The sequence below is a fragment of the Streptomyces spectabilis genome (genome assembly GCF_008704795.1).
Lineage (GTDB): Bacteria > Actinomycetota > Actinomycetes > Streptomycetales > Streptomycetaceae > Streptomyces > Streptomyces spectabilis.
On sequence record NZ_CP023690.1, the window covers coordinates 653,732 to 670,901 of the forward strand.

Here is a 17,170-nt window from a genome sequence, read left to right on the forward strand (position 1 = left end):
ACTGCGGTGTGAGGAGAGACGGCCATGGAAGCCAGACCGGCGGCAGCTCCCGTTGAGCGGCGTGCGTTCCTGAAGATGCTCGGTGCCGCGGGGGTGACGGTGGGCCTGGCCGGGACGGTGTCGCTCGCCGGGGCCGCCGGGGTCGCGTTCGCCGCCGAGGAGGGGCGGGCCCGCGCGCCCCACCAGCCGTACATGCACGGTTACAACGCGGCCGGTCTCAAGTCCTGGACACCCGAGTCGGATCCGTACGCGCGCCACTTCCGCTCGCGGGTGCCGCTCGCCTCCCGCATCGCGCCCTTCGCCGCGACCCAGGCACGGCCCGCCCTGGCCTCCGAGGCCCAGGTGATGAACATGTCCTACGACTACGACAACGCCTTCTTCACGGCCTACCGCCACAACGACCAGTACGCGCGCAGGCTGTTGAGGTTCTGGCAGTACAGCGACCTGTACAGCTCCTGGCACGGCATGCCGGTGGCGGGCTCGTCCACGACCGACCCCGAGCACGGACTCATCAACCTGCCCAACCCGGCGTACACCGACGCCGCGCACCGCAACGGGGTCAAATCGCTCGCGGGGTGGTTCTGGCCGCGGAACGGATCGTTCTCCGCCTATCTGGAGCAGCGGTCCGACGGCTCCTTCCCCGTCGCCGACAAGCTGCTGGAGATGGCCGACTACTTCGGTTTCGACGGCTACTTCATCAACCAGGAGGCGTCCATATCCCGTACGGACGCGACACGGTTGATGGCGTTCCTGAAGTACCTGCGGGCCAAGGCCCCGGCGGGCTTCCACCTGCAGTGGTACGACTCACTGACCACGAGCGGTCAGCTCGCCTACCAGAACCAGTTCAACGACGCCAACGCCCCCTGGGTGCGTCACCAGGACACCGCCGTCAACGACAGCATCTTCATCAACTACGCCTGGAACGCCTCTCGGGTGGCTGCTTCCGTCGCGACCGCGAAGCGGCTCGGCATGAAGGTGTACGACGTGGTGTACCTCGGCACCGAGAACGAGAAGTACGGGTTCAACCCGCCCTACGACACCCGGCTCGTCTTCCCCGAGGGCGGCCGCGCGCAGACGAGTTGGGCCCTCTTCGGCACGCACATGGCCTGGGCGAACAACCCTGACCGCACCGACCCGGACAAGCAGGAGAACACCTTCGTGCGCGAGCGCCGCTACTGGTCGGGCCCCAACGAGGACCCCACCCGCACCGGCAGGACCGAGTACGTCCCCTGGCCCGACAACGGCCGGCCCAACGACCCCGACAACCACCGCAAGTGGGACGGCGTCGCGCACTACATCGCGGAGCGGTCGGTGATCGGCTCCTTCCCGTTCGTCACCCGCTTCAACACCGGCCACGGCCGGGCGTTCTTCCTCGACGGAGTGCGCCGCTCCGACCGGGAGTGGAACAACGCCGGGGCCCAGGACCTGCTGCCCACCTGGCAGTGGTGGGTGCGCGGTGAGGGCGACGGCGCCCCGGCCACCGTCGACTACGACCCCTCGATCGCGTACGACGGCGGCTCGTCCCTGCTGGTCTCCGCGGCGCGCGGGGCCGCCCGCGCCACCACCGTCCGGCTCTTCAAGACGAGCCTTCGCGTCACGGGCGGCGAGCGCGCCCGCCTGGTGTTCCGCACCGAACGGCCGGGCCGGGACAGCGGCCTCGAACTGGGCCTTGTCTTCGAGGACGCCCCGGAGCGCACGTCGTGGCTCGCGGCCGGACCGGCGGCGGCATCCGGCTGGACCACGGTCACGCTGCCGCTGGAGGCCTTCCGGGGGCGGACCGTCGCGGCGCTGCACCTGCGGGTGTCGCCCCCGTCCACGGACGCGTACCGCCTGCACCTCGGAGAGCTGGCCCTGCTGCCCCCGGGCCCCTCCGAGGCCCCTGCCCGGCCGACCGGCTTCACGGTGGAGAAGACCCACCCGGACGCGGCGCGCACCCAGGCCGAGGTCTTCCTCGCCTGGGACCTCGCAGAGTCGGGCGTCTGGTACTACGACGTGTGGCGCCTGCGCCGGGACGAGACCCCGGAGCCGCTCGGCCGTGTCTACGACGACGTCCACTACGTCAAGTCCCTGACCCGCGAGGGCGACGAGACGACCACCACTCTGTCCCTGGTGGCCGTGGCCCCGGACGGCACCCGCTCGGCTCCGGCGACCGCGCGGGTGACCTGGGCCTAGCAGTGGCCGTAGGCCGACCGTCCGCTCCACTGTCCGCTCTTCGGCGCGACCCGTTCGCCGTCGCCCTGCCCGGACCGTCGGCACCATGCCGACGTCCCCGCCTCACCGGCGGGGGCCTGGGCGGCGGTCCGGCTCTCGTCGCTGCCCGTGCCGCTGACAGGAATCTGCCGGCGGTGCCCGGCCTCCGACGCCGAGGCCGGTCCCGGCGGCATGAATCCGACGGCCGCCAGTGCCACGGCCACGGTGAACCCCGCGATTCTCAGGCTCATTCGCCCTCCCCCTAGGAATGGGTGATCCCGCGATGTGCGGGCCGGTGTCAGACTCATCGGCCCGCTCTCGGCCGCTCAAGGGCCTTCGTCCGTCCCGGACAGAGGGAGCCTGTCCGGCCTTGTCAGGGCCTCTGTCCGAGATCGAGCCGGACACCGCGGACCTGTTTTCCGCGCGGATCGCGCGGGTTGCGCGGCCGTCGGACCGACGCGACCATGCCCGCATGGGGGAATCAGGGGGCTTACAGCCCGAACAAGCCACATCCATCGACGAGTTCGTCATCGCCCTGGGGCAGCTCAAGCGACGCTCGGGGCTGACCTATCGGCAACTGGAGCTGCGGGCAGCCGCGCGGGGCGACGTCCTGCCCCGCAGCACCCTCGCGGACGTTCTGGCCGGGAAGACCAGGCCGCGCCCCGAGCTGTTGGCCGCGTTCGTCCGGGCGTGCGGCGAGGAAGAGCGGACGGAGCGGTGGCTCGCGGCGTGGGACGGCCTCGCCGCACCGGCCGCGACAGCCCCCGAGGAGGCTCCGCCGAGCCGCTCCGGTCCTCGTACCGCTCGTACGCCGCGGTCTCGGAAGTGGCTGCTGTCCTGCTTGGCCGCGCTGTCGCTGGTGGGCGCGACCGCCTGGGTGGTCATCGCCTCGGGCGAACCGGAGGGAAGCGGGAGGGGTGCCGCCGCGTCCGTTTCCCGGAGCGGGGAGGACCGTCTTCCCGGGGGGCGGGTGGAGATCCGCCCCGCCCTTGCACCGCGCCTCTGTCTGACCGACGGCCGCGCACCCGGGTACGAGCCCTTGGTGGCCGTGCAGCGGCCCTGTGCGGACGTGGCGCCCCAGGAGACTCTTCTTGAGCCGGTCGGCGAGGGCGAGTACCGCATTCGCTGGTACCACCCCGATCACGGCAAGGCCTGCCTCAAGGCGCTGCGGGGCAAGCCCGCCGACGGGCTCCTGGAGCCCTGGGAGGCCTGCGAGCAGAGCAGCCGGTTCCTCATCACTCCCTACGGGGCCGACGGCAGCCGCCAGTTCGTGCTGCGCGTGGCCGGGCAGGGCTGCGTCACGGTGCGGGGCGCCGGGACGGCGGAGGGTGCCGCCGCGACGATGGAGCCGTGCCGGAAGAAGCACGGGCAGGTCTTCGTCATCGAACCCGCCCCCTGACGAGGAGCGCTCACGCCCGGCGCGAGGTCGCGGCCAGCGAGCCGAGGAGGGCGAGCGCCTCGCTGCTGGGTGAGGACGGCTCGGCGTGGTAGACGACGAGTTCCTGGCCCGGGGCCGAGCGGACGTCGAAGGTCTGCATGGTCAGCTTCAGCGGCCCGACGTCGCGGTGGTCGAAGCGCTTGCGCTCAAGGGCCTTGCCCCGGGCGTCGTGGCGGGCTCACATCTCGGTGAACTCAGGGCTGATGTCGAGGAGTTCGCCCAGCACCTGCCGCACGCACGGGTCGTCCGGCGCCGTGCCGTGGCCGAGCCGGAAACCGGCCACGCAGTGGCGCAGCCGCCCGAGGTCGACGTCAACGAGATCGTCGTACGCCCCGCCCACCAGCGCTGACACCACCCGCACCCGCTGAAGCCCTTGAGGCCTCCTCGGCCGTGTCCGGCCGATCGACCGATCACGACCGAGGAGGCGCGGTTCCCACCAGGAGCTTGCGTGTCGCGACGGCTCGGGTCAGGAGGGGTTGAGCTTGATCGCGAAGGCGACCCAGACGACCCAGGAGGGGCGGTCCGACCACCCTCCGCGGATGATTTCGTTGAGTTCCCGGGAGTCCGGGTGGTTGATGGTGATCACGGGGCCACCGCTGTCACCGCCGCGCGCGGCCGTGGCTCCGTCCTTCTGGACTCCGACCGTCGTGAGGACTCCGGCATGGTCGAACTCGACGTTCGTGACGCGGATCCCGCACACCACCTTGGAGTTGTGGCCGAGCTGGCACACCTCGTCGTTGACGAGGTTGCTGCGCACGCCGTTGAGGTATCGGGTGTAGCCGGTCGCGTCGAGGCCGTCCCAGGTGCTGACCGCCGGGATGCCGGACATGCAGCGCGCCTCGGGGTGGCCCGCGTTGTCGAGGGCCGCGCCCGCGTAGAAGGGCGGGGTCCGAGCCCCGCCGCTGCCCTTGCAGGACCTCGTAGCGCGGTGTGGTGCCGTTGGCCATGCGAGCCTCGGACGCGGCGGCGAAGTACGCGTCGGCCTTGGCGGCGTCGCTGGCCATGACCTTGATCGAGGTGCCGTCCACGGAGTGCCCGATGCCCTGGATCTCGAAGGGAAGCCCGGAGCCGAGGTTCTTGAGGCGGTTGATGTGCCGCAGGAGTTCCGTACGGGTCGACGGCGCGGACTTCACTTCGACGAGTCCGAGGTCGGCCTTGGGTGCGCGCGGCTTCACCTGGGCCAGGAACGCGTCCTTCTTGCCGGGGTCGGTGAGGAAGAGCTCCACGGTGCGGTGTCCGGGCGCGATGCGTACGCCCGTGAACCCGTCCTGGCGCTGTTCCCTGCCGACCTGCTGCGCGGTGCTGCCGACGAGCCGCAGCGGGTTGAGGATCGCGGCCTTCTGCCGGACCGTCAGTCGGTCCAGATCGGCCTGGGCCAGCGGAGCCCGGTCCGGGGTGCGCCAAAGGTGTGTCAGGGGTGCCGTAGTGGCGCATGAACCCCTGCCCCCCATTGCCCTCTGTCCCCGTTACGGGCGGGCCCGTTCGTCGATCTCGGCGATCAGTGCGGTCACGCGGGAGCGGATCTCGTCACGGATGGGGCGTACGGCCTCGAGGCCCTGGCCCGCCGGGTCGTCGAGGGCCCAGTCGAGGTAGGTCTTGCCGGGGAAGACCGGGCAGGCGTCGCCACAGCCCATCGTGATGACGTAGTCGGACGCCTCGACGGCCTCGGCGGTGAGGACCTTGGGCGCGGCGGAGGCGATGTCGACGCCGACTTCCCGCATGGCCTCGACGGCGGCCGGGTTGACCTGGTCGGCGGGCAGGGAGCCCGCGGAGCGGACGTCGACGCGGTCGCCCGCGAGATGAGCGAGGAATCCGGCGGCCATCTGCGAACGTCCGGCGTTGTGCACGCAGACGAACAGCACGGATGCGGCAGGGGTGGGAGACATCGGGGCTTCCTTCGGTGGTTGCTTCGGTGCTTCCTTGGCTGCGGCCGGTGCTACGCCGAAGCGGTCAGCAGCTTCCCCATCGCCGCGAGCACGCTCGGCGCGACCCGGTAGTACACCCACGTACCGCGCCGCTCGGAGGTCAGAAGGCCCGCTTCCTTGAGCTTCTTCAGGTGGTGCGAGACGGTCGGCTGCGAGACCCCGACGTCGGAGATGTCGCACACGCACGCCTCCCCTCCCTCGTGGGAGGCGATCAGCGAGAACAGCCGCAGCCGCACGGGATCGCCGAGGGCCTTGAACATCCGCGCCGCCCGCTCGGCCTCGTCCGCGTCGAGCGGCCGCTCGGTCAGCGGCGGGCAGCACGGCGCCACCGCCTGGTCCACCAGCGGAAGCACCACCGCACTCGAATTCGACATATGTCTATGTTGACAGATGTCGAATCACGGAGGCAAGCTCACTGTATCGACCGACATCGAATCAGCAGTATCGACGCCTCACCCCGCACAGGAACACCCATCACCGGAACACCCCGTGCCGGAACACCCCGTACCGGAAGATCCCATACCGAAAGATCCCGGAGCACTCCATGACCGAGAGCACCACCCCCCTCCCCACCGTCGTCATCGGCGCCGGCCCCATCGGCCTGGCGGCCGCCGCCCATCTGATCGAGCGCGGCCTCGACCCACTGGTCCTGGAATCCGGCTCGGCCGCGGGGACCGCGGTGCGCGAGTGGTCGCATGTACGCCTCTTCTCCGCCTGGGCCGAGCTCATCGACCCGGCCGCGGAGAAGCTCCTCTCGCCCACCGGCTGGGCCCGACCCGACGGCAGGACGTATCCGACCGGCGGAGACTGGGTCGAGCGGTATCTGGAGCCGCTCGCCGACGCCCTCGGCGACACGGTCCGCTACGGCACGACCGTGACCGGCGTGGCCCGCGCCGGACGCGACCGGATCGTGGACTCCGGCCGCGCGGACCAGCCCTTCACCGTGCACGTCAGCACCGCCGACGGCCGCGAGGAGCGCGTACTCGCCCGAGCCGTCGTCGACGCCTCCGGCACCTGGAGCTCCCCCGGCCCGCTCGGCGGCGACGGGCTGCCCGCCCTCGGCGAGCGGCGGGCCGCCGACCGGATCTCCTACCGCGTCCCGGACCTCGAGGACCCCGCCGTACGCGCCCGTTACGCGGGCAGGCGCACCGCCGTGGTGGGCTCCGGGGCCTCCGCCTTCACCGCCCTCGCATCGCTGGCCGACCTCGCCGCCAAGGAGCCGGGCACGCACGCGGTGTGGATCCTGCGTCGCGGTATGGGCGCGAGCACCTTCGGCGGCGGCGAAGCCGATCAGCTCCCCGCCCGCGGAGCCCTCGGCCTGCGCGCCAAGGCCGCGGTCGACAGCGGACTCGCCTCCGCGGTGACCGGCTTCCGCACCGAGGCCGTCGAGCGTGACAGTCAGGGGCGCCTGGTGCTGGTGGCCGAGGACGGCCGCCACCTCGAAGGAGTCGACGAAGTGGTCGTCCTCACCGGCTTCCGCCCCGACCTGTCCTTCCTCGACGAGATCCGTCTCGGCCTGGACGAACGCCTCCAGGCCCCCGTGGACCTCGCCCCGCTCATCGACCCGAACGTCCACTCCTGCGGCACCGTCTACCCGCACGGCGCGAAGGAGTTGTCCCACCCGGAGACAGATGTCTATCTGGTCGGCATGAAGTCGTACGGACGCGCCCCCACCTTCCTCGCCATGACGGGCTACGAGCAGACCCGCTCCGTCGCCGCCGCCCTGGCCGGGGACCGGGACGCCGCCGAACGGGTCGAGTTGACGCTCCCCGAGACCGGGGTGTGCGGCGGGCCCGGGCTCTTCGACCAACCCGAGGGCGACACGTCGGCCGGAGGCTGCTGCGCCGCTCCCACCACAGTCGCGCTCGACTCGCCCTCGCCTCGTGAAACGTGACCTCGCGCCCACGCGCACGCGCCTGACGTTCCCGGTCGGCCGCAACAGACCCTTCATCACGGTGAATTAGCGGCGATCCACCCCCTCACCGCTTCTACACTGATGTAGATTCCTTCGCGATTTCCCCCCGAAGGAAGAAGCCAGTGCCTCACGCCGAGATGTCGGAGAGTTCCGCCGCCCTTGAGCACACCCTCGAACAGGCCCTGCGGTCCAGAGAGTTCAGGGACGCGGCCCGCCGCATCAAGAACGTCCCCAGCGCCGTACAGCTCCGTACGCGAGCTCGCAGGGCGCGCCGCGCGATCCTGGCGAAGGCGGACGAGGAGTACACCCGCTACGTACGCGCCCGGGCCGCGGCCGATCGCTGTGGACCACGCAGGCGATGCGCCGGTGCGGTGTGCCGGGCGGGCGGCCGTGCCGCGCTCCTCTCCACGCTCGTGCCGGTGCTCTCGGCCGTCACCGCCGAGGTGCTCCTCCTCACCGGTCTGGCCCTGGCCACCTTCACCGAACGGCAGTACCTCCCGGAGGCCTTCATGACCGTGGGGCTGATCGCGGCGACCGTGGCCGTGGGGTCGGCCCTGCCGGACCTCGCCCGGTCGCCGGGGCGTACGACGCGTCGGCGCGCCGTCCCGGAGGCAGCCGCGCGCCCCGCGCCGGACCGCACCATCGAACAGGCCCGCGCCGCCTGGCACATGGCCCTCCTCGAACGCGGCGTCATGCCGTTCCTGCTCAGCTGCCTCACCGAACTCCGCCCCGAGGACACCGGGTAACCGTACAGAGTTCGATACGTCGCCGTTCGATACGTCGCCGGTCGACGCAACCCGGGTGGACCGCCAGGCGTCCTTGCCGGAGGACGACGCACAAACGCGCGCCGCGACAAGCGATGGAGGATGAGCAGTGGGTGTTTCCCTGTCCAAGGGTGGCAACGTTTCGCTGAGCAAGGAGGCGCCCGGCCTGACCGCCGTTCTGGTCGGCCTCGGCTGGGACGTGCGGACCACGACGGGTACCGACTACGACCTCGACGCATCGGCTCTGCTGTGCGACGACTCCGGCAAGGTGATCTCCGACCAGCACTTCATCTTCTACAACAACCTCACGAGCCCCGACGGCTCGGTCGAGCACACCGGTGACAACCTCACCGGCGAGGGCGAGGGCGACGACGAGGCCGTCAAGGTCAACCTCGCCACCGTCCCGGCCACCATCACCAAGATCGTCTTCCCGGTCTCCATCCACGACGCCGAGAACCGCGGCCAGAGCTTCGGCCAGGTCCGCAACGCCTTCATCCGCGTCGTCAACCAGGCCGACAACCAGGAGATCGCCCGCTACGACCTCTCCGAGGACGCCTCCACCGAGACCGCCATGGTCTTCGGCGAGCTCTACCGCCACGGCACCGAGTGGAAGTTCCGCGCCGTCGGCCAGGGCTACGCCTCCGGCCTGCGCGGCATCGCATCCGACTTCGGCGTCAACGTCTGAGCACCGACACGCCCCAGCCGTAGCACCCCGGACCGGCCCACGCGCGTCATGCGTGGGCCGGTCCTCGTATGACAGTGACGGTGACAGCGGCTGGGGGGGGCGGTGCCAGCGGCTGGGGGCGGTGCCAGCAGGTGGCGGTGGCGGTGGAACTCGGGCGCGATGACAATCGTTGCACTGGCACACACCCCAGCACGAGGAGCCACCCCTTGTCCGCCAGACCGACGGACCCCCCGGGGCACTGTCCCGGACCATCCCGCCCCACCCCGGCCGCCACGCCCCCACCGGCTGACCCGGCCGACCGCGGCACCCCGCGGGATGGTGTTCGATGAGTGCCGCGCTCGGCCTGCTCGCCGTCCTCGTCCTGACGGTGGGCACCGGCTATTTCGTCGCCCAGGAGTTCGCCTACGTCTCCGCCGACCGGCTCGCGCTCGCCCGCGAGGCCGAAGCGGGCGACCGCCGCGCCGACCGCGCCCTGAAGGTCCTCGAACGGCTCTCCTTCATGCTGTCCGGCGCACAGCTCGGCATCACCGTGACCGGCCTCGTCGTCGGCTTCCTCGCCGAGCCGTCCGTGTCAGCGCTGCTCAAGCCGCTCCTGACCGGCATCGGCATCCCCGAAGGCGCCGTCACCGGCATCTCCGTCGCCCTCGCCTTCGCGCTCGCCACCGTCGTACAGATGGTCCTCGGCGAGCTGGCGCCGAAGAACCTCGCCCTCGCCGTGCCCGAGCGCCTCGCCAAGTCCCTCGCCGCCTCCACCCTCGCCTATCTGAAGGTCGTCGGCCCCGTGGTGCGGATCTTCGACGGTGCCGCGAACCGGCTGCTGCGCCGCGCGGGCATCGAACCCGTCGAGGAGCTGCACCACGGCGCCACCCTCGAAGAGCTCGGCCACCTCATCGGGGAGTCCCACGAGCGGGGCGAGCTGCCCGAGGACACCGCCGCGCTCCTCGACCGCGCCCTGGAGTTCTCCGAGCGCACCCTAGGCGAGGTCCTGGTGCCGCGCGTCGACGCCGTCTTCGTCCGCAAAGAGGCCGGCGCCGCCGAGGCCGTCGGCCTCATCGCCCGCCACGGCCACTCCAACTACCCGGTGCTCGGCGACCACCCCGACGACGTCACCGGCGTCCTGGGCGTGCGCGAGCTGATGCGGACCCCCGCCGACCGCCTCCCGGAGGCGACCGCCGCCACCCTCGCCCGCCCCGCCCTGCTGCTCCCGGAGACCCTCGAACTGCCCGACGCCGTACGGCAGATGCGCGAGCGCGACGACGAGTTCGCCGTCGTCCTCGACGAGCACGGCGGCGTGGCGGGCATCGTGACGTACGAGGACATCGCCGAGGAACTCGTCGGGGACATCGCCGACGAGACCGACCAGGTCGTGCGCGTGGCGGTCCGCGACGGCCAGGGATGGCTCGTGGACGCGGGCCGACGGCTCGACGAGGTCGCCGACGCCACCGGCATCCACCTGCCCGAGGAGGACGACTACGACACCGTGGCCGGGCTCGTCGTCGACCGGCTCGGCCGCTTCCCCGCCATCGGCGACCGCCTCGCCATCCCGCTGCCCGACGGCGCGAGCGTGGCCGTCGACGTCCGCACCCTGGACCGGCACGTCCCCGAGCGCGTGCGCCTGGAGGTACGGCCCGCCCCCGACGCCGGGGCCGACGGGCGGACACGCCCCGAGGAGACCCGTTCATGAGCTTCCCCATGGCGCTGTTCGTCACCGTACTGCTCCTCATCGGCAGCGGCTTCTTCGTCGCCGCCGAGTTCGCGCTCGTCGCCGCCCGCCGCCACCGCGTGGAGAAGGCAGCGGCCGAGGGCCGACGCGGCGCACAGGCCGTGCTCGCCGGCATGCGCGAGCTGTCGCTGATGCTGGCGGGCGCGCAGCTCGGCATCACCGTCTGCACCCTGGGCCTCGGCTCGGTCTCCAAACCCGCCATCTCCCACGAGCTCGACCCGCTGCTGCACCGCCTCGGCCTGCCCAGCGGGGTCAGCTACGGCGTCTCCTTCGCCGTCGCGATGATCGTCGTGGTGTTCCTGCACATGGTGATCGGCGAGATGGCGCCCAAGTCCTGGGCCATCGCCCACCCCGAGCGCTCCGCGATGCTGCTCACCCCGGCTTTCCGTACGACGGTCAAGGCCGTACGCCCGCTCATCTGGGTCCTGAACAAGGTGAGCAACGCCCTGGTGCGCCTGTGCCGGGTGGAGCCGCGCGACGAGCTGACGTCCGTGCACAACCGCGAGCAGCTCACCCACCTCGTCGCCGAGTCCCAGCGCCTCGGCCTGATCAGCCGCGACGACTCCGAGCTGATCACCCGCTCCCTCACCGAGCCGCTGACCCCGGTCGGCGACCTCCAGACCCCGGCCGCCGACATCACCGCCGTCGACGGATCGGCCGCGCCCGAGGACGTACTGCGCATCGCGGCGGAGCACGACCGCACCCGACTGCTGGTGCGCGACGGCGCCCGGGTGCTCGGCTCCGTCCACGCGCGCGACGCCCTGGTCGCCCGGACCCGGGGGCGCGGCACCAGCGCGCGGGAGCTGGCCCGGCCGCTGCCGGAGCTGTCGGCGGACACCACGCTCGCCCACGCGATCGAGCAGCTCCGCCAGCGGCGCGCCTCCCTCGCCGTGGTCTGCGACGACTCGGGCCGACTGACCGGCCTCGTCACCCTGGACGACCTCCTGGCCCGCTACTTGCAGCCGAACCCGTCCTGAGAGTCGGTGAGTCGGCCGGAGCCCTTCTTGTGCGGGGTGGCGCCAAAGTGCTGCCGTCAGACTCGGATCAGGCTGTAGGTGCCGGTACCGTCCTGCCTGCCGCTGGAGTACTGGCGTATGAACTCCCCGTCCGCGTACCGGTCGTGGCCCATCATGGAGCCGGTGTACTTGTTCTGGACACCGATCTTCGGGCTGCCGGGTACGTCGCGGTAGATGTAGAACCGCTGGAGGTCGTCCTCCGTGCAGGTGACCGTCGTCAGGGCCGCCCGTTCGGCGGCCGGGTTCTGCCCGGCGATGGTCGCGCACCCGCCGATGCCCCAGTTCCACAGGGACGCCTCGATGACTCCGTTGCGCTCCGTCACGTTGCACAGGCGCCAGTTGTCCAGGTGGGCGCTGAAGATGCTCGAGGGCCGCAGGCGGATGCCGTCGGCCGCCAGGATCGGTGCGCCCCAGGACAGGGGCTTGCCGGGTACGGCGATCTTGTAGACCTCGGCCTGGCAGTCCAGAGCGGCCCGCGTGCTGCGCCCGGTGGCCTTGGGCTGTCCGGCGGGCTTGCCGCTGGTGAGAGCCGGGGGCTGCACGAGGCGGTCCCGCTTCTGCTGCGCCGTCGGCGCCACCGCACCCGCCGGGTGCTCGGCCTTCGCGGCGGCCGAGCCGCAGTCGAGGAGGTCGCGGGCCTTGGCCATGACGCTGCCCGCGGGCACCTGGTCCTGGCAGCGCACCGCGCCTTCCTCAAGCGTGGTGTAGGTGGTGAAGTTGCCGCCCTCGGGCCCCTCGCTCCACTTCAACGCCCAGCTGCCGTCACCCTGCTGGACGCGGTTGCAGTTGAGGCTCGCGTAGGTGCCGGTGACCTTCTTGGTGCCCTTGTAGACGCCGTAGTAGCCGGGCTGGCCGAAGTTCCACGTGACCGAGTTCGACTCGCTGCTGGTGGAGGAGTAGTCGACCTTGACGTTCAGGCCCAGGCTCGCGCCGGCCTTGCTGAGGGTCTCGACGGCGAAACCGCCCTCGACATTGCCGTTGAGGCCGACGGAGACCGAGATGGTCGTCTGGGTGCTGGTGGTGATGGTCTGGTTGCCGGTGGTGCCCTCGGTGATGAACCAGCCCTTGAAGTGGGTGATCGTCGGGGACACTTCGGTGGTCTTGATGTACGGGTGGCGCGTGCCGAGGTCGGCCGCCGTGCAGGTGTCACCGGGCCGGACCGCCGCTGTGCCGGTGGGTGTTGCGGCAGCCGGTGAGGCGGCCAGGCTCATGGCGGTGACCGCCACCGCGGCCGCCGCGGCGGTCACCGCCATGCGTGATCTGCCGAGGTGGCTGACGGGTCCTATGAGACGCATCGTTACCTGTTCCCCCTGGTCGTATGTGTGTCCGGTCGGGGGCGAATGTAGCGGCCACAGGGGGTGGCGGCGTGAGCCCCGAACTGGCCACACAGGGAGGCCTGTTCCTCCCTTGGCACACACCATCACCGAGGGCCAAGGACAGCTGCGCCAGGGCGAGGCGCTGAGAGGCCGCCTTCCCTCGGCGTGGCATGACCGGCGGGCGTCTAGTGATCCGCGTGCTGCCCGTGTGAGGTCTCGGGCTGCTGTATCCACGCGGCCAGTAGCCGGAGCGCCTCTTCGGAGCTGGTGCCTGCCTCGGCGGTGTAGACACTCAGCCGCTGGTCCGGGTCGGCGGGCAGCGTGAGGGACTCGTAGTTGAGGGTGAGCGGGCCGACGATGGGGTGGTGGAAGTGTTTGCTGCCGTGCGTGTGCCGATACACGTTCTGGTCGGCCCACCAGCGGCGGAAGTCCTCATCCGTGATGGAGAGTTCGCCGACGAGTTCGGCAAGCAGCGGATCGTGGGGATGGCGTCCGGCGTCGCGCCGGAGCGAGGCGACGATGTCCTGGGCGTGGGTGTCCCAGTGGGGATAGAGCGAGCGGGCGGTCTCGTCGCAGAACATGAACCGCACCAGGTTCCGCTCGCGGTGCGGCAGCGCGTCGAAGTCCGTGAGCAGTGCGCGTGCCATCTCGTTGGACGCGAGTACGTCCAGTCGCCGCCCCAGCACAAGGGCGGGGGTGTGCTCGAGGATCCGGAGCAGGTCGCGCAGCCCCGGGCGGACCGGCTGCGGACGCGTCGCCGTGCGGCGGGGCCTGCCTGCGGCGGGCTTGGCGAGCTGGAACAGATGGGTGCGTTCGACGGGATCGAGGCGCAGCGCGCGGGAGAGGGCGTCAAGTACGGTCTCGGAGACGTTCAGTCGGCGTCCGCGTTCCAGGCGTACGTAGTAGTCGACGCTCACGCCCGCCAGGTGCGCGACCTCTTCGCGGCGCAGTCCCGGCACGCGCCGAGAGCCGCCGTCGTCGGACAGGCCCGCCTGACGCGGGGTGATCCGTGCCCGCCGAGAGCGGAGGAACTCACCGAGAGCTGTGTTGCGGTCCATGCCGTTCACGATAGGGCCCAAGATCGCCCCGACGGCCGGTGAGAGGGGGACTGGCAGTCCCCCGGTCCGGCCGTCCCCGGGGCGAGGCGGACCCCGCGGAAGCCGTTCAGCGGCCGATTCCGGTGCTGAAGTGGAACGCGTCGAGACCGGCCGTCGGGGGCCTCACCGCCCCGGCCGGCCTCTGTTCGCATCGTATGAAGGGAACTCCTGTGTCGGACACCAAGACATTTCTGATCACCGGCGTCAGCACCGGCCTGGGCCACGCACTCGCTCGCGCGGCGCTGGCCGCGGGCCACCGGGTGGTGGGAACGGTGCGCACGCCCGCCGACGCACGGGCCTTTGAGGCGCTCGCCGGCGACGCGCACGCCCGCATCCTGGACGTGACCGACCATGACGCGGTGGACACGGTCGTGGACGAGACCGAGCGCGACCTGGGCCCGGTCGACGTACTCGTCGCCAACGCCGGGTACGGCCTTGACGGCCTGTTCGAGGAGTCGTCGATGGACGACCTTCGCCGTCAGTTCGAGGTGAACGTCTATGGAACCGTGGCGGTGATCAAGGCCGTGCTGCCACACATGCGGGAGCGCCGATCGGGCCACATCATCGCCGTCACCTCGATGGGCGGGCTGATCACCATGCCGGGCCTCAGCTTCTACCACGGCAGCAAGTTCGCGGTGGAGGGCATCCTCGAAACGCTCGGCAAGGAGGTCGCCGATTTCGGCATCCATGTCACCGCCGTCGAGCCGGGCAGTTTCCGGACCGACTGGGCCGGCCGCTCGATGATCCGCGCACCCCGTGCGATCGCCGACTACGACGAGCTGTTCGAGCCGCTGCGCGCCCGGCGTACCCGCGGCAGCGGCCACCAGCCGGGCGACCCGGACAAGGCCGCGGCCGCGGTGCTGCGCGTCGTGGCGGCCGACCAGCCGCCGACGCGCCTGCTGCTCGGCACCGACGCGCTTCGGCTCGTGAAGGCCGGACGCGACGCCTTCGAGCGCGACATGCTGGCATGGGCCGAGCTGTCGGCCTCCACCGACTTCGACGACGTCAGCCGCTCCGCCTGACGTCACCCGCCGTCGGGCCCCCACCGCGGGGGCCCGGCGGCGGCCGTCACCACCAAGGCGGCCCGCTCTCGGTCCACCCCAGCCGGACCTGCTTGTAGCCGGTCACGCCCCCCACCCCCGAGCCGACCCTGAGACGACCCGGATCCTTCCCTGAGAAGTGTCAGCAGTCTTTGACACCTCGTCGGGCCTACGGTCAGCCTTTCCCTACCGGCTTTCTTTAGCGGCACGAGGAAGGAGGAAGGAGGACGCGACGTGAACGGACAACGGGTGACGCTCGCCGAGGCCGAGTGGGTCGCGGGCGTGGGCGCCGCCGGCTTCTTCCTCCTGGCGATCGTGATCGTCTGGCAGCTCGCCATCACCTGGCGGGCAAGGATGCTCGCGGCCCGCGAGGAGCGGTACAAGGAACTCACCCACCGGTACGCGCAGTTGCTCGAGGACAATGTGGAGCTGCACAGACGCTCGCTCGACGAGCTCCAGCAGACCCGCGAGGAGCTGACCAGGACCCGCCACTCGGTCGGCTCGATGGAGAACTCGATGGAGAAGATGAGGCGCGAGGTCGAATAGCGCCCGCGAGGCAGGACCGGTTCCCCGTACGGAGTACCGCTCCCAGGATTCCCCCGCTCGCACAGGGGCAGGTGTGCCACGATACCGAGCCTCAGTAGCTCAAAGGGGGGCCTGGGAGGGATGGTTCATGCGTGCCAACCTGCTGAGCGCGTGGCTCGCCCCGAGCCGCGGCGCCCCCGAGCAGGACAGCGAGGCGATCCGCGTGACGGCCCTCGCGCCCGCGACCCCGCACGCGCCCGCCGCCGTCGCCCTGCACCTGGAGCGGGGCCTCCTCATCGGCCAGGTCGACTTCCGCCTCTGCCACGCCTGCCGCACCGGACGCGTCCAGCGGATCTGGGTCAACGAGACATGGCAGCGGCAGGGGCTCGGCCGCCAGGCCCTGCACTCCGCCCTCGTGCAAGCTCCCGACTACCGGTGGACCACGACGCTGCAGTCCCGGCAGGGACGCGCCTTCTTCCGCGCCATGGCCACGGAGACCGGCGCGGACCTCACCTCGCGGACCCCGCCGTGCCCCCACCTCATGAGCCGCTACGGCCGCCTGTGGCGCCGAGTGTGCCGGGCGTGGCGGCGCGCCTGAGCTCCCCGTCCGATTCCGTCAAGCCATCAATCCGCCACTCCGTCAATCCGTCGGCTCATGGGGCTCGGGGTGCTCCGGATGCACCGTGGTGGAGCCCTCCTCCCCACGACGCCGGGCACCGGGCTCGTCCGTGCCCGGCACGTCCTCGGGCTCCCCGTGGTCCTCGTGCTCCCCGTCGTCCCCCGACAGCTCGTCCCCGCCGTCGGCCTGCTGATCGGGGAGATCCCTCGGGACAGGGTGCGGGCTCTCCCCCGGCGTTTCGTTCCTGCGATCGGTCACGACGTGCTCCTTCTTCGGCTCGACACCCTCGTGCGCCCTGGCGCACGCCTGCTCGGGTTACCACGTCAGCGCTCCCCGAAACTGCCGCCACGCCCGCCCTGCGCCCGCCTGGCAGCACCGTGAGGATGAATCCACGCGGCGTCGGTGTTGAACCGCGCGACACAGTCCGTACACGACGACGGGATGAACCCGATGCCTCTTGAGGGCGAGTACGAGCCGAGTCCGGCGCAGTGGGTGCGCGAGCAGGTCGAGTTGTACGAGAGTTCGGGCGGCACACAGGGAACGACGCTCTGGGACACGGGTCTGCCCGTCGTCATCCTCACGGTGCTCGGCGCCAGGAGCGGCAAGATCCGCAAGGTTCCGCTGATGCGCGTGGAGCACGAGGGGCGCTACGCGGCCGTGGCCTCGAAGGGCGGCTTCCCCCGCCACCCGGTCTGGTACTTCAACCTCCGGTCCGAGCCGCACGTGGAGCTCCAGGACGGTTCCGTACGCCAGGACATGACGGCCCGTGAGGTCACCGGGGACGAGAAGGCCGAGTGGTGGGAGCGTGCGGTCGCCGCGTTCCCGCCGTACGCCGAGTACCAGGAGAAGACCGACCGCGTGATCCCCGTCTTCGTGCTGGATCCCGTGCGGGAATAGGCCCCCGCTCCCGCCGTCAC

The 17,170-nt window shown here is 71.3% G+C and carries 20 protein-coding genes and 1 pseudogene; 12 read left to right on the top strand and 9 right to left on the bottom strand.

Going from position 1 to position 17,170, the window contains the following annotated elements; genetic code table 11:
• The first annotated feature begins 24 nt into the window (after window positions 1–24).
• On the top strand, window positions 25–2,172 hold the full coding sequence (locus tag CP982_RS02715) for an endo-beta-N-acetylglucosaminidase (protein WP_150508970.1): 2,148 nt from the start codon (window positions 25–27) through the stop codon (window positions 2,170–2,172).
• Here CP982_RS02715 and CP982_RS02720 read toward each other — a convergent pair.
• Window positions 2,169–2,441 carry a hypothetical protein gene (locus CP982_RS02720; RefSeq protein WP_150508971.1) on the bottom strand — a complete coding sequence of 91 codons (273 nt, stop codon included), beginning with the start codon at window positions 2,439–2,441 and terminating at the stop codon, window positions 2,169–2,171. The two genes, CP982_RS02715 and CP982_RS02720, sit on opposite strands and share 4 nt — an antisense overlap.
• 221 nt (window positions 2,442–2,662) lie before the next feature.
• On the opposite strand from CP982_RS02720, the gene CP982_RS02725 reads away from it, so the two are divergent.
• The gene (locus CP982_RS02725; RefSeq protein ID WP_150508972.1) at window positions 2,663–3,589 is read left to right on the top strand and encodes a helix-turn-helix domain-containing protein; all 927 of its coding nucleotides are present in this window, start codon (window positions 2,663–2,665) and stop codon (window positions 3,587–3,589) included.
• A 10-nt stretch (window positions 3,590–3,599) separates the two neighbouring features.
• Here CP982_RS02725 and CP982_RS42380 read toward each other — a convergent pair.
• The 3 genes and pseudogenes from CP982_RS42380 to CP982_RS02735 form a co-directional block, all read right to left on the bottom strand.
• Window positions 3,600–3,794: pseudogene (locus tag CP982_RS42380) on the bottom strand (MmyB family transcriptional regulator); the annotation flags it as partial.
• A gap of 12 nt (window positions 3,795–3,806) precedes the next feature.
• The gene (locus tag CP982_RS42385) at window positions 3,807–3,980 is read right to left on the bottom strand and encodes a hypothetical protein (RefSeq protein WP_229879252.1); all 174 of its coding nucleotides are present in this window, start codon (window positions 3,978–3,980) and stop codon (window positions 3,807–3,809) included.
• 114 nt (window positions 3,981–4,094) lie between these two features.
• Complete coding sequence (locus tag CP982_RS02735) at window positions 4,095–4,457, bottom strand: chymotrypsin family serine protease (RefSeq protein ID WP_150508973.1); 363 nt, start codon at window positions 4,455–4,457, stop codon at window positions 4,095–4,097.
• 202 nt (window positions 4,458–4,659) lie between these two features.
• Here CP982_RS02735 and CP982_RS02740 point away from each other — a divergent pair, with 202 nt between their 5' ends.
• Window positions 4,660–5,064: a hypothetical protein gene (locus CP982_RS02740; protein ID WP_150508974.1), complete on the top strand. Its 405-nt coding sequence runs from the start codon at window positions 4,660–4,662 to the stop codon at window positions 5,062–5,064.
• A 30-nt stretch (window positions 5,065–5,094) separates the two neighbouring features.
• Here CP982_RS02740 and CP982_RS02745 read toward each other — a convergent pair whose 3' ends face one another.
• Window positions 5,095–5,514, bottom strand: a complete 420-nt coding sequence (locus CP982_RS02745; protein ID WP_150508975.1) for an arsenate reductase ArsC — start codon at window positions 5,512–5,514, stop codon at window positions 5,095–5,097.
• Between the two features lie 50 nt (window positions 5,515–5,564).
• The gene (locus tag CP982_RS02750; protein WP_150508976.1) at window positions 5,565–5,927 is read right to left on the bottom strand and encodes an ArsR/SmtB family transcription factor; all 363 of its coding nucleotides are present in this window, start codon (window positions 5,925–5,927) and stop codon (window positions 5,565–5,567) included.
• 170 nt (window positions 5,928–6,097) lie between these two features.
• On the opposite strand from CP982_RS02750, the gene CP982_RS02755 reads away from it, so the two are divergent.
• The 5 genes from CP982_RS02755 to CP982_RS02775 all read left to right on the top strand — a co-directional run bounded on the left by CP982_RS02755 (window position 6,098) and on the right by CP982_RS02775 (window position 11,617).
• On the top strand, window positions 6,098–7,447 hold the full coding sequence (locus CP982_RS02755; RefSeq protein WP_150508977.1) for an NAD(P)-binding domain-containing protein: 1,350 nt from the start codon (window positions 6,098–6,100) through the stop codon (window positions 7,445–7,447).
• 143 nt (window positions 7,448–7,590) lie between these two features.
• Window positions 7,591–8,214, top strand: coding sequence for a hypothetical protein (locus CP982_RS02760; RefSeq protein ID WP_150508978.1), 624 nt, complete (start codon window positions 7,591–7,593; stop codon window positions 8,212–8,214).
• A 127-nt stretch (window positions 8,215–8,341) separates the two neighbouring features.
• Complete coding sequence (locus CP982_RS02765) at window positions 8,342–8,917, top strand: TerD family protein (RefSeq protein ID WP_150508979.1); 576 nt, start codon at window positions 8,342–8,344, stop codon at window positions 8,915–8,917.
• Window positions 8,918–9,242: 325 nt separating this feature from the next.
• Entirely contained in the window at window positions 9,243–10,601 is a 1,359-nt protein-coding gene (locus CP982_RS02770) for a hemolysin family protein (protein ID WP_150508980.1), read from the top strand.
• On the top strand, window positions 10,598–11,617 hold the full coding sequence (locus CP982_RS02775; protein ID WP_150508981.1) for a hemolysin family protein: 1,020 nt from the start codon (window positions 10,598–10,600) through the stop codon (window positions 11,615–11,617). The genes CP982_RS02770 and CP982_RS02775 overlap by 4 nt, the downstream gene beginning before the upstream one ends.
• A 56-nt stretch (window positions 11,618–11,673) precedes the next feature.
• Here CP982_RS02775 and CP982_RS02780 read toward each other — a convergent pair whose 3' ends face one another.
• Window positions 11,674–12,951: a hypothetical protein gene (locus tag CP982_RS02780; RefSeq protein ID WP_150508982.1), complete on the bottom strand. Its 1,278-nt coding sequence runs from the start codon at window positions 12,949–12,951 to the stop codon at window positions 11,674–11,676.
• 206 nt (window positions 12,952–13,157) lie between these two features.
• Window positions 13,158–14,030, bottom strand: coding sequence for a helix-turn-helix transcriptional regulator (locus tag CP982_RS02785; RefSeq protein WP_150508983.1), 873 nt, complete (start codon window positions 14,028–14,030; stop codon window positions 13,158–13,160).
• A 194-nt stretch (window positions 14,031–14,224) separates the two neighbouring features.
• Between CP982_RS02785 and CP982_RS02790 the strand changes: the two genes are divergently transcribed.
• The 3 genes from CP982_RS02790 (at window position 14,225) to CP982_RS02800 (ending at window position 16,232) form a co-directional block, all read left to right on the top strand.
• A complete protein-coding gene (locus CP982_RS02790) occupies window positions 14,225–15,091 on the top strand; it encodes an oxidoreductase (RefSeq protein ID WP_150508984.1) in 867 nt (288 codons plus the stop codon).
• Window positions 15,092–15,343: 252 nt separating this feature from the next.
• A complete protein-coding gene (locus CP982_RS02795; protein WP_229878799.1) occupies window positions 15,344–15,655 on the top strand; it encodes a hypothetical protein in 312 nt (103 codons plus the stop codon).
• Window positions 15,656–15,782: 127 nt separating this feature from the next.
• Window positions 15,783–16,232, top strand: a complete 450-nt coding sequence (locus CP982_RS02800; RefSeq protein ID WP_150508985.1) for a GNAT family N-acetyltransferase — start codon at window positions 15,783–15,785, stop codon at window positions 16,230–16,232.
• A gap of 42 nt (window positions 16,233–16,274) precedes the next feature.
• On the opposite strand, the gene CP982_RS02805 is transcribed toward CP982_RS02800, so the two are convergent.
• Window positions 16,275–16,511, bottom strand: a complete 237-nt coding sequence (locus CP982_RS02805; RefSeq protein ID WP_150508986.1) for a hypothetical protein — start codon at window positions 16,509–16,511, stop codon at window positions 16,275–16,277.
• A 192-nt stretch (window positions 16,512–16,703) separates the two neighbouring features.
• Here CP982_RS02805 and CP982_RS02810 point away from each other — a divergent pair, with 192 nt between their 5' ends.
• On the top strand, window positions 16,704–17,150 hold the full coding sequence (locus CP982_RS02810) for a nitroreductase family deazaflavin-dependent oxidoreductase (RefSeq protein ID WP_150515272.1): 447 nt from the start codon (window positions 16,704–16,706) through the stop codon (window positions 17,148–17,150).
• Window positions 17,151–17,170: the final 20 nt, after the last annotated feature.

What these genes read in the sequence shown, in the direction of transcription:
- CP982_RS02780 (WP_150508982.1), bottom strand. Translation starts at nt 12,951, where the DNA reads ATGCGTCTCATAGGACCCGTCAGCCACCTCGGCAGATCACGCATGGCG.
- CP982_RS02810 (WP_150515272.1), top strand. Translation starts at nt 16,704, where the DNA reads ATGCCTCTTGAGGGCGAGTACGAGCCGAGTCCGGCGCAGTGGGTGCGC.
- CP982_RS02745 (WP_150508975.1), bottom strand. Translation starts at nt 5,514, where the DNA reads ATGTCTCCCACCCCTGCCGCATCCGTGCTGTTCGTCTGCGTGCACAAC.
- CP982_RS02725 (WP_150508972.1), top strand. Translation starts at nt 2,663, where the DNA reads ATGGGGGAATCAGGGGGCTTACAGCCCGAACAAGCCACATCCATCGAC.
- CP982_RS02755 (WP_150508977.1), top strand. Translation starts at nt 6,098, where the DNA reads ATGACCGAGAGCACCACCCCCCTCCCCACCGTCGTCATCGGCGCCGGC.
- CP982_RS02785 (WP_150508983.1), bottom strand. Translation starts at nt 14,030, where the DNA reads ATGGACCGCAACACAGCTCTCGGTGAGTTCCTCCGCTCTCGGCGGGCA.
- CP982_RS02735 (WP_150508973.1), bottom strand. Translation starts at nt 4,457, where the DNA reads ATGTCCGGCATCCCGGCGGTCAGCACCTGGGACGGCCTCGACGCGACC.
- CP982_RS02770 (WP_150508980.1), top strand. Translation starts at nt 9,243, where the DNA reads ATGAGTGCCGCGCTCGGCCTGCTCGCCGTCCTCGTCCTGACGGTGGGC.
- CP982_RS02715 (WP_150508970.1), top strand. Translation starts at nt 25, where the DNA reads ATGGAAGCCAGACCGGCGGCAGCTCCCGTTGAGCGGCGTGCGTTCCTG.
- CP982_RS02775 (WP_150508981.1), top strand. Translation starts at nt 10,598, where the DNA reads ATGAGCTTCCCCATGGCGCTGTTCGTCACCGTACTGCTCCTCATCGGC.
- CP982_RS02790 (WP_150508984.1), top strand. Translation starts at nt 14,225, where the DNA reads ATGAAGGGAACTCCTGTGTCGGACACCAAGACATTTCTGATCACCGGC.
- CP982_RS02800 (WP_150508985.1), top strand. Translation starts at nt 15,783, where the DNA reads ATGCGTGCCAACCTGCTGAGCGCGTGGCTCGCCCCGAGCCGCGGCGCC.
- CP982_RS02720 (WP_150508971.1), bottom strand. Translation starts at nt 2,441, where the DNA reads ATGAGCCTGAGAATCGCGGGGTTCACCGTGGCCGTGGCACTGGCGGCC.
- CP982_RS02750 (WP_150508976.1), bottom strand. Translation starts at nt 5,927, where the DNA reads ATGTCGAATTCGAGTGCGGTGGTGCTTCCGCTGGTGGACCAGGCGGTG.